Consider the following 14,278-nt stretch of genomic DNA (forward strand, 5'->3'; position numbering starts at 1 on the left):
TTTTACAATACAAAATGAGGGTATAATTCTGTCCAACGTTTGGGGAGACTTACAGCTAAAAGTGTTTCCTGAAACAAATCGAGCGCATCTATATCAAAATAAATTTTATTTGCTTTATCGTAAAAAAACTTCCAGGCAGCAGTATCATTAAGTTTTTCGGTGTTTGTTCTAGCGAGGTTAATGTAATATTGACTTCTAGCAAAGTTTTCAGTTTTTAATTGATTTGCGATTTTAAGACTTAAATCAACTATTTTACTTTTTTTTTAAAGTGACAACCAAACTATCAGTTAGTGCAGATATTGGACTTTGCGAATTGACACACAGAAATAGTAAAATCAATATTAAAATTGATATTTTTTTTAAAAAAAATATCATAAAATAATTATTTATCATCTGATAAAATTAAACAAAATTATTTTTTGATATTAATTTCTATTCATTTTTAAAGCCAAAAGATTTTTTAACTTTAAAGCAATAATATGTTGGTCAATCAAATTAAAAAATAAGTATTTCCGTAGAAAACACAGTAGAATATGAAAAAACAGTTGCTTTGGATTTTATTGATTTTTACTTTTTTTGGAGCATGTAAAAAAACTGAAGAAGTCGAAGCTCAAAAAATTATTGATCAAAAACGCATTGAAGACAGTATTTCGCTCGTCAAAAAATCAGCGGAAATCACACCGCTTTTAGATTCAATTATTTTAAAAAATAAGTTTAACACCATTGTGTCTGTAGATTGGGATAACAAAAAAATCTATGAACGCGCCAATGGTTTTTCTAATTTTAAAACTGAAACAAAAATTGATAACCAAACACTTTTTCCCATTGCGTCGAACAGTAAGCAGTTTGCTGCTGTTTTAATCCTACAACTTCAGGAGCAACAAAAACTTAATATCGAGGATAAAGTGTCAAGGTATCTACAAAATTATAAGACAAAAACTTATCAAGAAATCACGATTGCTCAATTACTACATCACACTTCTGGCATTAATTTTACTGGAGAGCGACTTCTTTTCAAACCAGGGAGAGCAATGCATTATTCTAATGATGGTTACAAAAGTCTAGGCGATATTGTTGAGAATCTTACTGGAAAATCTTACGATGATAATGTAGTGGCACTCTTCCAAAAATTAGGAATGACACATTCTTCAACAGGAAATCTCTTTAATGGAAACAATTTTGCAAGTGCACATCTTGGCAGTTTAAAACAAAATGAAGAAGTCCCAAACATGCCAAAACGTCTGGATAAAAATAGTATTTCGATTGCAGCTGGTGGAATTTTGTCAACAGTTGATGACCTTCATCTTTGGAATAGATCTTTGTATAACGGAAAAGTATTGAGCGATTCGGCATTTCAAACTTTTGTAAAGCCTGCCAAAACTTTTGATCACTATATTTTAGGAAAGGTAAAATACGGTTGCGGAATTATGATTCACGAAGAAGACCCGAAAACTTACTTACACACCGGCTATGTTAAAGGCGCACCTTCTTTGGTGATGTATTATCCCGAATCCAAAACTTCAGTTGTTATTCTATCCAATATAGCTAACGAAAAGCTTGGTAAAAAAGCCATCTACAAAAGTCATCGCAAGATAAGAGCAAAAATAGATTCTTTACAAATGCTTTGGACAAAAGAAGAAACAAAAAATTCAAATAACTAAACTGATTTACAAAATATAGATACTACAGGTGGTAGAAAAAACTGTATTTTTACAAAAATTATTTCTGTGAAAAAAATCTATACTTTTTTATTGTTAAGCTGTTCACTTATTGTTACAAAAGCGCAATATTATGGCGACTATGACAATAACTTCCGAATCGGAATCTATGGCGGAATTGACGCACCTTCTTTGGATAACAAAACGCCATTTATCAATTATAAAACAGGTTTTAATGTCGGCGCAAATGTTGACTATTTCTGGACTTGGTTCGGGTTGGGCGCAGATTTTAATTATCTAAGTAATTCTACAAAAAGCACCTACCCTACTGATAATTTATTTTTAAACAATATTAAATTAAATAACATTCAGCTTTCAGAAAATTCTCTCAATCGAATGTTTGTCGGTATTGGTCCTAATTTTAAACATGATTTTTCTGATGAGCTTTCGATGATTTTCAAACTTCGTGGTGGCATCAGTATTTTGAAGAATGGCGATATCAAATTGACAGGAATCGCAAACAATCAAAATATTGCGCTTAGCGAGCATAATAGTTACGATGTGTCAAGTGTTGCGAGCGCAAAAGCACAACTGGAGTTTAATTATTTTTTCACTGAAAATCTTGGGTTCAATTTTGGTGCCTATTATCTTCAGCATTTCCAAATTAAAGAAAACGGAACAGGTACAATCGCAGGCTATTATCCATATTCGGAGGTTAATGGACAAAACAATCTCAACACACAACAAGGCTTCCAAGGTCGTAGCACGCTGGAGCACGAGGCGCATTCTGTCGGGGCTTTCGCTGGTTTGGTGTACCGTTTCGGAAACACATACAATAACAAAAAGTCCAAAGTTGCGACGGGCACTTACAAAATGGAAGTTTTAGTAAAGGATAAATATTCAGGCGAAGTACTTCCAAATTCGGAGGTTGTATTATTTAACAGCCAAGGTCAACGCGCTTATTATGGCACTTCTAATAAAGACGGAAAGGTGACCTTCAACAATGTAAAACCTGATGATTACGAGCTTAAAGGAAAATATCGCGACATTAATTTGGTCACAAAAAAAATTGAAAAGACAACTATTTTCACATTAACACCTTTGTATTTCGAATTAGAAAATGAGGATGAAAGATTCTTTATCGAAGGAAAAGTGACTGATTGTAACACAAAAAAAGCTTTACCTTATGCTAATGTTAGTCTTAAAAATGAAAAGACTTCGGAGGTTAAAAACCTAAAAACTTCGGCGAACGGAACTTTCAGTTTTATGGCTTCAAAAGAGGAATTGTATAGCATCTATGGCAAAAAAGGAAACTACTTTTCACAAACCGAAAATCTTGACGGCAAAAAGAATGATCGAACTAAAAAAATGTTTATCAATCTTCAAGTTTGTATGGAGGAAGCGACTTGTGACAAAGCGATTAACTTGCAAAACATTAATTACGATTTTGATAAAACCACAATTCGTGAGGATGCAAAACCAGAACTTGACAAACTTTATCAGTTCTTGGCAGAAAATCCTACGATAAAGCTTGAATTATCGTCACATACCGACTCCCGCGGTTCTGAAGATTATAACCTAAAGCTATCACAAGGTCGTGTCGATTCGGCGGTTAATTATTTAGTATCAAAAGGACTTAGCCGAAGTCGCGTCATCGCAAAAGGTTATGGCGAAACGAAATTATTAAATGAATGTAAAAACGATGTTAACTGCTCCGAAGAACAACATCAACACAACAGAAGAACAGAGTTCAAAGTTATTTGTGCTAAATAAATATAATTGAAAAGCCTTTCAGGGTTTGGAACCCTGAAAGGCTTCTTTTAAAAAATTATTTCAAAATCTTATCTGCTACTTTTTCTTTACCGTCAATTGGTGAAGTGATTTTAAGACCTAAAATCTTCGTCACAATTGGATAAACATTAACATTATCAAAATGCGAAATCTCAAAATCAGATTTGAAAGCTGGTCCCCAAGCTCGGAAAACGGCACGCATTTCAGGAACTTTTTTAGGATCAAAACCATGTTTTCCGATGCTTGTTGTCTTAGCTTTTTCAAGGAAAACTTTTGGCGCATTAGGAACTAAGAGGATATCACCTATCCTATCAAATACGTCATCTTTTTTACCATAATGCAATCGGCTTGGGAAGCAAGATTCTTTATAAACTTTATAATCACCGGTTTTGTTTCTTTTAAGTTCTCTATAAACGAGTTTGAACTCATCAGGATTTTTAACTTTTACGCGCAACAAAGTATTGCTATTAAAGTAATCGAAACGCGATTTATCTTTCAGAATTTCGGGAATGTCGATAGCATTTTCTTTATCAACCTTTATCATTCCATGATCGGACACGAAAACGAAATTCACATTTTTAAATCCAAGATTATTGACTTTGGTAACCAAATCTCCAATTGCTGCATCGACAGATTTTACAGCCTCTTCCGTTTCTTTAGAATCTGGTCCGTGATGATGCCCATTCGCGTCAACTTCGGGAAAATACATCGTAATAAAATGTGGACGTTGCGCTTCTGGAAGTTTGAGCCAATTAAGAACAATGCTTATTTTTTGCTCATTATTAAATTTTTCGTGGTAGTTGTAATAATAAGTAGGTCGCGTTTTCCCCGCATCGGACTGAGAACTTACCCAAAACAAAGACGCAGACAAAAGTCCTTGCTCTTCAGCTAAACTCCAAAGTGGTTTTCCGCCGTACCAAGAACCATCGCTAACGATTTTTCCGTCATTCATTTTGTAGGCTTCGTTTCTTTTGTAGTCATAAAAAAAATTGTCTACCAAACCGTGATGCGCAGGATACAAACCTGTGATTAAGGTGTAATGATTCGGAAATGTTATTGAGGGAAAACTCGGATTCATGTAATCGGCTGAAACGCCTTGTTTTGATAATCTATTGATATTGGGTGTCGCATATTTTGTAGGATAATCGTACCTAAAACCATCCACCGAAATCATAATAACATAAGGTTTATCTTGAAAATCTGCTACGGTATTAACACGATTAGGAACTACAATTTGTGCTGTGTCTTTTTGTGCGCTTATAAATGCGAAGAGCAACACATTTAGGAAAAAAAATAACTTCTTCATTTTGTTAAAAATAATGAACAAATGTAGTTTTGATTTTTGAAATTTGAGTTAAATAATGGTCAATTTTTATAATTAACCTCTGATTGAAATAAAGTACTTTTCTTTAAACGAGTCTTCACTTTGAATAAAAATTTGAAAGATTTTGTATCGAGAACTTTTTAATACAAGTTCTCGATACGATTTTTGCAAAATCTACTCGAACTGACGTTAATTCTTTATTCTGAACTCAGGTTAATTATCCCGAATCTGCGTGAGGGCGAAGCGCATTGTGGAGCTCGTGATGTGAGGGGGCAGAGCGCAGCGGAGCCGTCCGGGCATCACAGCGACTGCGCGTAGACCGACACTGGCGGCGAGAGAGGCGCGAGCGCAGCGAGCGTCCGAACGAGCCGTCATGTGGCACGCCCAAAATAAAAAAGTCCCGTCTCTTGGTAGAATCGGGACTTATCATATGTTAAGAAAAATCTTAAGCTTGTACGTTGTTACTTCCTAATACGAAAGGTTCAACTTCTTTGATTTCTCCGTATTGTTGCTCGTAGTTAGCGATGTTTTGTTGTAACGCAGCTAATACTCTCTTCGCATGAAGTGGAGCTAAGATTACTCTTGATCTTACGTTAGCTTGTTGTACACCTGGCATCAATTGGATGAAATCCATTACGAACTCTGATGGAGAGTGGTTAACTAATGCTAAGTTACAGTATACACCAGCAGCTACCATTTCGTTAAGTTGGATGTTGATGTTGTTAGGATCTTGATTTTGATTGTTGTCCATTTTAAATTTTGTTTTTGTTTAATATTTAAAGTTTCAGGTTTGCAAGATATGACTTTCATCTTGAAACCTGAAACTAAAAACTAAATATTTTAGTTGATGTCTTCGAATTCTTTTTTAGAACCAACGATTACGTTTTGATATTCTTTAAGACCTGTACCTGCAGGGATTCTGTGTCCTACAATTACGTTTTCTTTAAGACCTCCTAAGTAATCTACTTTACCAGACACTGCTGCCTCGTTAAGTACTTTAGTCGTTTCCTGGAAGGATGCTGCTGACATGAATGACTTAGTCTGTAACGCTGCTCTTGTAATACCTTGTAATACTGGCGTTGCTGTTGCAGGAAGTGCTTCGCGTACTTGTACTAAAGCTAAGTCTTCACGCTTCAACTTAGAGTTTTCGTCACGTAACTCTCTAGCTGTGATCATCTGACCTGGTTTTAAGTCTTTAGAATCTCCAGCGTCAACAACTACTTTAAGTCCAAATACTCGGTTATTTTCTTCTAAGAAGTCATACTTGTGCTCTAAGGCTCCTTCTAGGAACTGCGTATCGCCACCATCTACAATCGAAACTTTTGTCATCATCTGACGAACGATAATTTCGAAGTGTTTGTCGTCGATTTTTACACCTTGCAAACGGTAAACCTCTTGGATCTCGTTCACTAAGTATTCTTGTACCGCAGTTGGCCCTTTGATGTGTAGGATATCGTCTGGCGTAACTGATCCGTCTGATAATGGAGAACCAGCTGTTACGAAGTCATTCTCCTGTACCAAAATTTGGTTAGAAAGTTTAACTAAGTATTTCTTGATTTCACCAGTTTTAGCTTCTACAACCAATTCGCGGTTACCTCTCTTAATCTTACCATAAGATACTACACCATCGATTTCTGTAACAACCGCTGGGTTAGATGGGTTACGAGCTTCGAACAATTCGGTAACTCTCGGAAGACCTCCGGTGATATCCCCCGCTTTTGCAGATTTTCTTGGGATCTTAACTAAGACTTTACCAGCCTTAATTTTCTCTCCGTCGTTAACCATAAGGTGGGCACCAACTGGAAGGTTGTAAGCTTTTTGTTCAACACCTTTAGAGTCTACAACTTTAAGTGTTGGTACAGCTTTCTTATTTCTAGATTCAGAGATAACTTTCTCTTCGAATCCTGTTTGTTCATCAATCTCAAGAGCAAATGAAACCCCTTGGATAATATCTTCGTATTCTACTTTACCAGCAGTTTCCGCAATAATTACCGCGTTATATGGATCCCATTTAGCGATCATTGTTCCTTTAGAAACTTTCTCACCTGGTTTTACAAATAATGATGAACCATAAGGTAAGTTAGCAACCATGATAGGTGTACGAGCTTCATTATCCATTACCAAACGGAATTCTGTTGAACGAGACACAACGATTTCTGCTGTATTTCCGTCTTCGTCTTCCGTAGTAATAGTTCTAACTTCGTCCATCTCAACGATACCATCACGTTTTGCAACGATAGAAGGATTTTCTGAAATGTTACCTGCAGTACCCCCTTGGTGGAAAGTTCTCAATGTTAACTGTGTACCTGGCTCACCAATAGATTGTGCAGCGATTACACCAACTGCTTCACCCATGTGGATCATCTTACCTGTTGCAAGGTTACGTCCATAACACTTAGAACAGATACCTTTTTTAGCTTCACAAGTTAATGGAGAACGTACTTCTACAGACTCGATACCAGCAGTTTCGATTGCTTTAGCCAATGCTTCGTTAATCAATTCTCCAGCTTCTGCGATTAATTCGTCAGATTCTGGATCGTAGATATCGTGAAGTGACACTCTACCTAAGATTCTTTCAGAAATCTTCTCAACGATTTCGTCATTTTTCTTAAGTGGTGTAACTTCTGTACCTCTTAATGTTCCACAATCTTCTTCAGTAATGATAACATCCTGAGCAACGTCAACCAAACGACGTGTTAAGTAACCAGCATCGGCAGTTTTAAGAGCGGTATCCGCAAGACCTTTACGAGCACCGTGGGTAGAGATAAAGTACTCCAAAATCGAAAGACCTTCTTTAAAGTTCGCGATAATTGGGTTTTCGATAATCTCAGCACCAACAGAACCAGCTTTTTGTGGTTTTGCCATCAAACCTCTCATACCTGATAACTGACGGATCTGTTCCTTAGAACCCCTAGCACCAGAATCAAGCATCATATATACAGAGTTGAAACCACCTTGGTCAGTTTTCATTCTGCTCATGATCATTTCTGTTAAAGAGGCATTGGTATTAGTCCAAACGTCAATAACTTGGTTATAACGTTCTGTATCGGTAATAAGCCCCATGTTATAGTTAGCCTTAATTTCGTCAACAGATTCGATAGCCGAAGCAATCATTGTTTTCTTCTCAGCAGGAACTACGATGTCACCTAATGAGAAAGAAAGACCTCCTTTGAATGCGTTAGAATAACCTAAGTCTTTCATATCATCCAAGAATTTAACAGTTGTAGGGAAGTCTGTATCTGCAAGGATTCTACCGATAACGTTTCTAAGAGACTTCTTAGTCAACAATTCATCGATATAACCTACTTGCTTAGGAACAATTTGGTTGAAGATAATTCTACCAACAGTTGTTTCGATTAGTTTAGTAACCAATTCGCCATCAACTTTTACTGGTAGTTTGCATCTTACTTTAGCATTCAAAGAAACTTGTCCTTCAGCGTAAGCAATTTCTGCTTCTTCTGGAGAATAGAAAGCAAGACCTTCACCTTTAACTTTCATAGTTTCTGTAGAATCCAATTGTTTTGTCATGAAGTAAAGACCCAAAACCATGTCCTGAGAAGGTACCGTAATTGGAGAACCGTTCGCAGGGTTTAGGATGTTTTGAGAACCTAACATCAATAACTGAGCTTCCAAAATTGCTTCTGGACCTAAAGGTAAGTGTACCGCCATCTGGTCACCATCGAAATCGGCGTTGAATGCCGTTGTTACCAATGGGTGAAGTTGGATTGCTTTACCTTCGATCATCTTAGGCTGGAATGCTTGGATACCCAAACGGTGAAGCGTAGGTGCACGGTTCAAAAGAACTGGGTGACCTTTCATCACGTTTTCTAGGATATCATAAACTACAGGCTCTTTTCTGTCGATAATTCTCTTAGCAGATTTTACTGTTTTTACAATTCCTCTCTCGATTAGTTTTCTAATGATGAATGGTTTGTAAAGCTCAGCTGCCATATCTTTTGGAAGACCACACTCGTGCAATTGTAGGCTAGGCCCAACAACAATTACCGAACGAGCAGAGTAGTCAACACGCTTACCTAATAAATTTTGACGGAAACGACCTTGCTTACCTTTCAATGAATCTGAAAGCGATTTCAATGGTCTGTTTGATTCCGACTTAACTGCAGAAGATTTTCTTGTGTTATCAAATAATGAATCAACCGATTCTTGAAGCATACGCTTTTCGTTTCTTAAGATAACTTCTGGGGCTTTGATCTCCAATAATCTCTTAAGACGGTTGTTTCTGATGATAACTCTTCTATAAAGGTCGTTAAGATCCGATGTTGCAAAACGTCCACCATCCAACGGAACTAATGGTCTTAATTCTGGTGGTATAACTGGAAGAACACGCATCACCATCCACTCTGGACGATTGATCATTCTTGTATTAGCACCTCTAAGGGCTTCAACAACATTTAATCTTTTTAATGCTTCAGTTCTTCTTTGCTTAGAACCTTCGTTGTGAGCTTTGTGACGAAGATCGAATGACAATGCGTCTAGGTCGATTCTCTTCAACAATTCTTCAACAGCTTCGGCACCCATTTTAGCAACGAATTTGTTAGGGTCAGAATCGTCAAGATATTGATTCTCCACAGGAAGCGTTTCTAGAACATCTAGATATTCTTCTTCTGTAAGGAATTCTTTATCCTCGAAATCTGAACCGTCTGCTTTTTTAGCAATACCTTGTTGGATCACTACATATCTTTCGTAGTAGATGATCATATCTAGCTTCTTAGAAGGAATACCTAATAAGTAACCGATTTTGTTAGGTAAAGAACGGAAATACCAAATGTGTGCAACTGGCACAACAAGTCCGATATGTCCAATTCTTTCACGTCTTACTTTTTTCTCTGTAACTTCTACACCACAACGGTCACATACGATACCCTTGTAACGGATACGTTTGTATTTTCCACAAGCACATTCGTAGTCTTTTACAGGACCAAATATTTTTTCGCAGAACAAACCATCTCTTTCTGGCTTGTGCGTACGATAGTTAATTGTTTCTGGTTTTAGAACTTCCCCTCTAGATTCTTGAAGAATAGATTCTGGTGAAGCTAAACCGATAGTGATTTTACTAAATCTACTTGATTTATTTTTATTTGACATTTGTTAAATTTTAGATTAAAAGATTAAAAGATTGAAAGATTACTTTCTTTCCTTTTTATCTTGGAGATTAATTAATTTCTTTAATTTTTTAATAATTAAATCTTTTAATTTACTCCTCCAATCTTACGTCAAGTCCAAGACCTTGTAACTCGTGAAGTAATACGTTGAAAGATTCTGGAATACCTGGTTCTGGCATTGCCTCTCCTTTCGCGATCGCTTCATACGTTTTCGCTCTACCAATCACGTCATCCGACTTAACAGTCAAGATTTCTCTAAGGATATTAGATGCACCGAATGCTTCTAATGCCCAAACCTCCATCTCTCCGAAACGCTGACCACCGAATTGCGCTTTACCTCCTAACGGCTGTTGCGTAATTAATGAGTAAGGCCCGATAGAACGTGCGTGCATCTTATCATCTACCATGTGTCCTAACTTAAGCATGTAGATTACCCCAACTGTTGCCGGCTGTGTAAATCTCTCACCTGTACCACCATCGAATAGATAAGTGTTACCATAAGCAGGAAGTGATGCTTTGTCTGTGTATTCAGTAATCTGATCTAGCTCTGCACCATCAAAGATTGGTGTTGCGAACTTCAATCCTAACTTCTTACCAGCCCAACCAAGAACGGTTTCGTAGATCTGACCAATGTTCATACGAGAAGGTACCCCAAGTGGATTCAATACGATATCTACTGGTGTTCCGTCTTCTAAGAATGGCATATCCTCTTCACGAACGATTCTTGATACGATACCTTTGTTACCGTGACGACCTGCCATCTTATCACCAACGTTTAGTTTACGTTTTTTAGCGATATAGACTTTCGCCAACTTCATGATACCTGCAGGAAGTTCGTCTCCGATAGAAAGTGCGAATTTTTCTCTATTTTTCACACCTTGGATATCGTTATACTTAATTTTATAGTTGTGGATTAATTGTTTGATTAATTCATTCTTGTCAACATCAACTGTCCAGTCAGAACCACTAATGTTAACATAATCCTCAACGCTTGTCAATAACTTCTGAGTGAATTTAACACCTTTACCGATTACTTCTTCATCCAAGTCATTTTTAACACCTTGTGAAGTTTTTCCTGATACTAAAATGTTAAGTTTTTCGATCAAAGTATTTCTTAAATCATCGAATTTAGCTTTGTAAGTATTTTCGATTTCTTCAAGTTTGATTTTCTCTTCAGATCTTTTCTTTTTGTCTTTAATGTTTCTAGAGAACAACTTCTTGTTGATAACAACACCTCTTAAAGAAGAGTCAGCTTTCAACGAAGCATCTTTAACATCACCAGCTTTATCACCGAAGATTGCACGAAGAAGTTTTTCTTCTGGTGTTGGATCTGACTCACCTTTTGGTGTAATCTTACCAATCAAAATATCACCAGGCTTAACTTCTGCGCCGATACGGATCATTCCGTTTTCGTCAAGGTCTTTAGTAGCCTCTTCAGAAACGTTAGGGATATCTGCTGTCAATTCTTCCATACCTAATTTGGTATCACGAACTTCTAGCGAATACTCATCAACGTGGATTGACGTAAACCAGTCCTCACGAACTACTTTTTCGTTAATTACGATTGCATCCTCAAAGTTGTAACCCTTCCAAGGCATGAAAGCAACTACCAAGTTTCTACCCAAAGCTAATTCTCCGTTTTCAGTTGCGTAACCGTCACAAAGGACTTGACCTTTCTCAACAACGTCACCAACTCTTACGATTGGTTTCAATGTGATTGTTGTAGATTGGTTGGTTTTTCTAAACTTAGTTAAGTTATAAGTTTTAGTACCTGTATCGAAAGAAACTAGATCTTGATCTTCGCTTCTGTCATATTTAATAGTAATCTTGTTAGCATCAACATATTCTACAGTACCAGTACCTTCAGCATTGATTAAGATTCTAGAATCTCTAGCAACTTGCTTTTCTAGACCTGTACCAACGATAGGTGCTTGTGGTCTAAGTAGAGGAACGGCCTGACGCATCATGTTAGATCCCATCAACGCACGGTTCGCATCATCATGCTCCAAGAAAGGAATCAATGAAGCCGAAATACCAGAAATCTGGTTAGGTGCAACGTCGATAAGGTCAACTTGCGCGGGCTCAACAACTGGATAATCACCATCTAGACGTGCAATAACACGATCTGTAGAGATTTCTCCATCATCCTTCATCTCAACGTTCGCTTGTGCGATTACTTTATCTTCTTCGTCTTCTGCGTTAAGGTAAATTGGCGCGCTGTCCAAATCTACTTTCCCGTTTTCTACTTGACGATAAGGTGTTTCGATGAAACCTAATTGGTTAATTTTTGCATAGATACCCAATGAAGAGATCAAACCAATGTTTGGTCCTTCTGGCGTCTCGATTGGACAGATACGTCCGTAGTGCGTGTGGTGAACGTCACGAACCTCGAAACCTGCTCTTTCTCTTGATAAACCGCCAGGCCCTAGTGCAGAAAGTCTACGCTTGTGCGTGATTTCTGAAAGTGGGTTGGTCTGGTCCATGAACTGAGATAGCTGGTTGGTACCAAAGAATGAATTAATAACTGATGTTAAAGTTTTAGCATTAACAAGATCTAGTGGTGTAAAGATTTCGTTATCTCTAACGTTCATTCTTTCTTTAATCGTACGAGCGATTCTTGAAAGACCAACACCGAATTGTCCTGATAATTGCTCACCAACTGTTTTAATTCTTCTGTTAGATAAGTGGTCGATATCATCAACTTCAGCTTTAGAGTTTACCAACTCGATCAAGTGTTTAACGATAGAGATAATATCTTCTTTTGTTAAAACTTGAATATCTTCAGCGATATTAAGACCTAATTTTTTATTCAATCTGTAACGACCAACTTCACCTAAAGAGTAACGTTGCTCTGAGAAGAATAATTTTTCGATAATTCCTCTAGCAGTTTCCTCATCTGGTGCATCTGCGTTACGAAGCTGACGGTAGATATATTCTACGGCTTCTTTCTCAGAGTTAGTTGGGTCTTTCTGTAATGTATTTTGGATGATTGAGAATTCGTTAGAATTTTCGTTGTGGATAAGAATTGTCTTAACCCCAGATTCCAAAATAATATCAAGATGTTCTTTTTCTAGAACAGTCTCACGGTCAAGGATAATTTCATTTCTTTCAATAGAAACAACCTCACCTGTATCTTCGTCAACGAAATCCTCGAACCAAGTATTCAATACTCTCGCTGCCAAAGTTCTACCTTGTACTTTTTTAAGGTTTGCTTTGTTAACTTTAACCTCTTCTGCAAGGTCAAAAATCTGAAGAATCTCTTTATCAGACTCATAACCAATCGCTCTAAGAAGCGTTGTTAAAGGTAACTTTTTCTTACGGTCGATATACGCATACATTACGCTGTTGATATCGGTTGTAAATTCCATCCAAGATCCTTTGAAAGGGATAATTCTTGAATAATACAACTTTGTACCATTCGCGTGGTAAGTTTGACCGAAGAATACACCTGGAGATCTGTGCAACTGTGTTACAATAACACGCTCAGCTCCATTGATGATGAAAGATCCTGAAGGCGTCATGTAAGGAACTGGCCCTAAATAAACGTCCTGAACAACCGTTTGGAAGTCCTCGTGTTCTGGATCTGTACAATACAATTTCAGTCTAGCTTTTAACGGAACGCTGTACGTCAAACCTCTCTCAACACACTCGTCGATAGAATAACGTGGCGAATCTACTAGATAGTCTAAGAATTCTAAAACGAATTGGTTTCTAGAATCTGTAATTGGAAAATTCTCCTGGAACGTAGCATAAAGGCTCTCATTAAGACGTTGTTCAGGAAGCGTGTCTAACTGGAAAAAATCCTTGAAAGACTGGATTTGGATATCCAAAAAGTCAGGCGTTACAATCTTACCTTTCGCAGAAGAAAAGTTGATTCTTTCAGTCCCTTTGATTTTTGAATTTGCCTGTGTTTCACTCATAAAATTACAAGAAAAAGGTTAAAAAATATTTTGTTTATCTCAAAAATATCGAAGCAGAAGAAGAAGTCTGAAAAAGATGAAAAACACTCGATTTTTGGGCTATCAGAATTGGTTTTAAATCTTTATCTTAGTTCTCGATTCTAATTCTAAGCAACGCTGGTATATCTTTTCACAACGTAATGCAAAATATTCTTTTCTAATTAAAATTTTGGGAAACAAATAAAAACTTACAAAAACAACAAAATCCCTTGTAGCCGAAGACACAAGAGTTTTACAAAAATTGTCACTAGATAAATTTATTTTTTAAGCCCAAAATGAGGTGCAAAGATACAACTTTACATGCTGAATTGCAAGAAAATATTAATAAATACTTTTTTCCTGATCAACATTTAAAAGCGATAATTCCAAACCTAATTTATGTAAAAGCATCTGTTTAACAAAAACGCAACCCGTTAAAACCCT

The 14,278-nt window shown here is 36.9% G+C and carries 6 protein-coding genes; 2 read left to right on the top strand and 4 right to left on the bottom strand.

Annotated elements, in window-relative coordinates; translation table 11 throughout:
* Nucleotides 1-533 precede the first annotated feature (533 nt).
* Both RT037_RS08555 and RT037_RS08560 read left to right on the top strand, forming a co-directional pair.
* Nucleotides 534-1,661 carry a serine hydrolase domain-containing protein gene (locus RT037_RS08555; RefSeq protein ID WP_313030013.1) on the top strand — a complete coding sequence of 376 codons (1,128 nt, stop codon included), beginning with the start codon at nucleotides 534-536 and terminating at the stop codon, nucleotides 1,659-1,661.
* A gap of 66 nt (nucleotides 1,662-1,727) precedes the next feature.
* Nucleotides 1,728-3,431, top strand: a complete 1,704-nt coding sequence (locus RT037_RS08560; protein WP_313030015.1) for an OmpA family protein — start codon at nucleotides 1,728-1,730, stop codon at nucleotides 3,429-3,431.
* Between the two features lie 55 nt (nucleotides 3,432-3,486).
* Here the strand turns inward: RT037_RS08560 and RT037_RS08565 are convergent, their stop codons facing one another.
* From RT037_RS08565 to rpoB, 4 genes are all read right to left on the bottom strand, one after another.
* Nucleotides 3,487-4,755, bottom strand: coding sequence for an ectonucleotide pyrophosphatase/phosphodiesterase (locus tag RT037_RS08565; RefSeq protein ID WP_313030018.1), 1,269 nt, complete (start codon nucleotides 4,753-4,755; stop codon nucleotides 3,487-3,489).
* Between the two features lie 463 nt (nucleotides 4,756-5,218).
* Entirely contained in the window at nucleotides 5,219-5,524 is a 306-nt protein-coding gene (locus tag RT037_RS08570) for a DUF3467 domain-containing protein (protein WP_312321753.1), read from the bottom strand.
* 89 nt (nucleotides 5,525-5,613) lie between these two features.
* Complete coding sequence (rpoC, locus tag RT037_RS08575; RefSeq protein ID WP_313030022.1) at nucleotides 5,614-9,879, bottom strand: DNA-directed RNA polymerase subunit beta'; 4,266 nt, start codon at nucleotides 9,877-9,879, stop codon at nucleotides 5,614-5,616.
* Between the two features lie 109 nt (nucleotides 9,880-9,988).
* Nucleotides 9,989-13,816, bottom strand: a complete 3,828-nt coding sequence (gene rpoB / locus RT037_RS08580; protein ID WP_313030023.1) for a DNA-directed RNA polymerase subunit beta — start codon at nucleotides 13,814-13,816, stop codon at nucleotides 9,989-9,991.
* Nucleotides 13,817-14,278: the final 462 nt, after the last annotated feature.

Source organism: Soonwooa sp. (assembly GCF_032062245.1).
Lineage (GTDB): Bacteria > Bacteroidota > Bacteroidia > Flavobacteriales > Weeksellaceae > Soonwooa.

Bases quoted from the DNA above. Each gene is read 5' to 3' on its own strand.
- RT037_RS08570 (WP_312321753.1), bottom strand. From the start codon at position 5,524: ATGGACAACAATCAAAATCAAGATCCTAACAACATCAACATCCAACTT.
- RT037_RS08555 (WP_313030013.1), top strand. From the start codon at position 534: ATGAAAAAACAGTTGCTTTGGATTTTATTGATTTTTACTTTTTTTGGA.
- rpoB (WP_313030023.1), bottom strand. From the start codon at position 13,816: ATGAGTGAAACACAGGCAAATTCAAAAATCAAAGGGACTGAAAGAATC.
- rpoC (WP_313030022.1), bottom strand. From the start codon at position 9,879: ATGTCAAATAAAAATAAATCAAGTAGATTTAGTAAAATCACTATCGGT.
- RT037_RS08565 (WP_313030018.1), bottom strand. From the start codon at position 4,755: ATGAAGAAGTTATTTTTTTTCCTAAATGTGTTGCTCTTCGCATTTATA.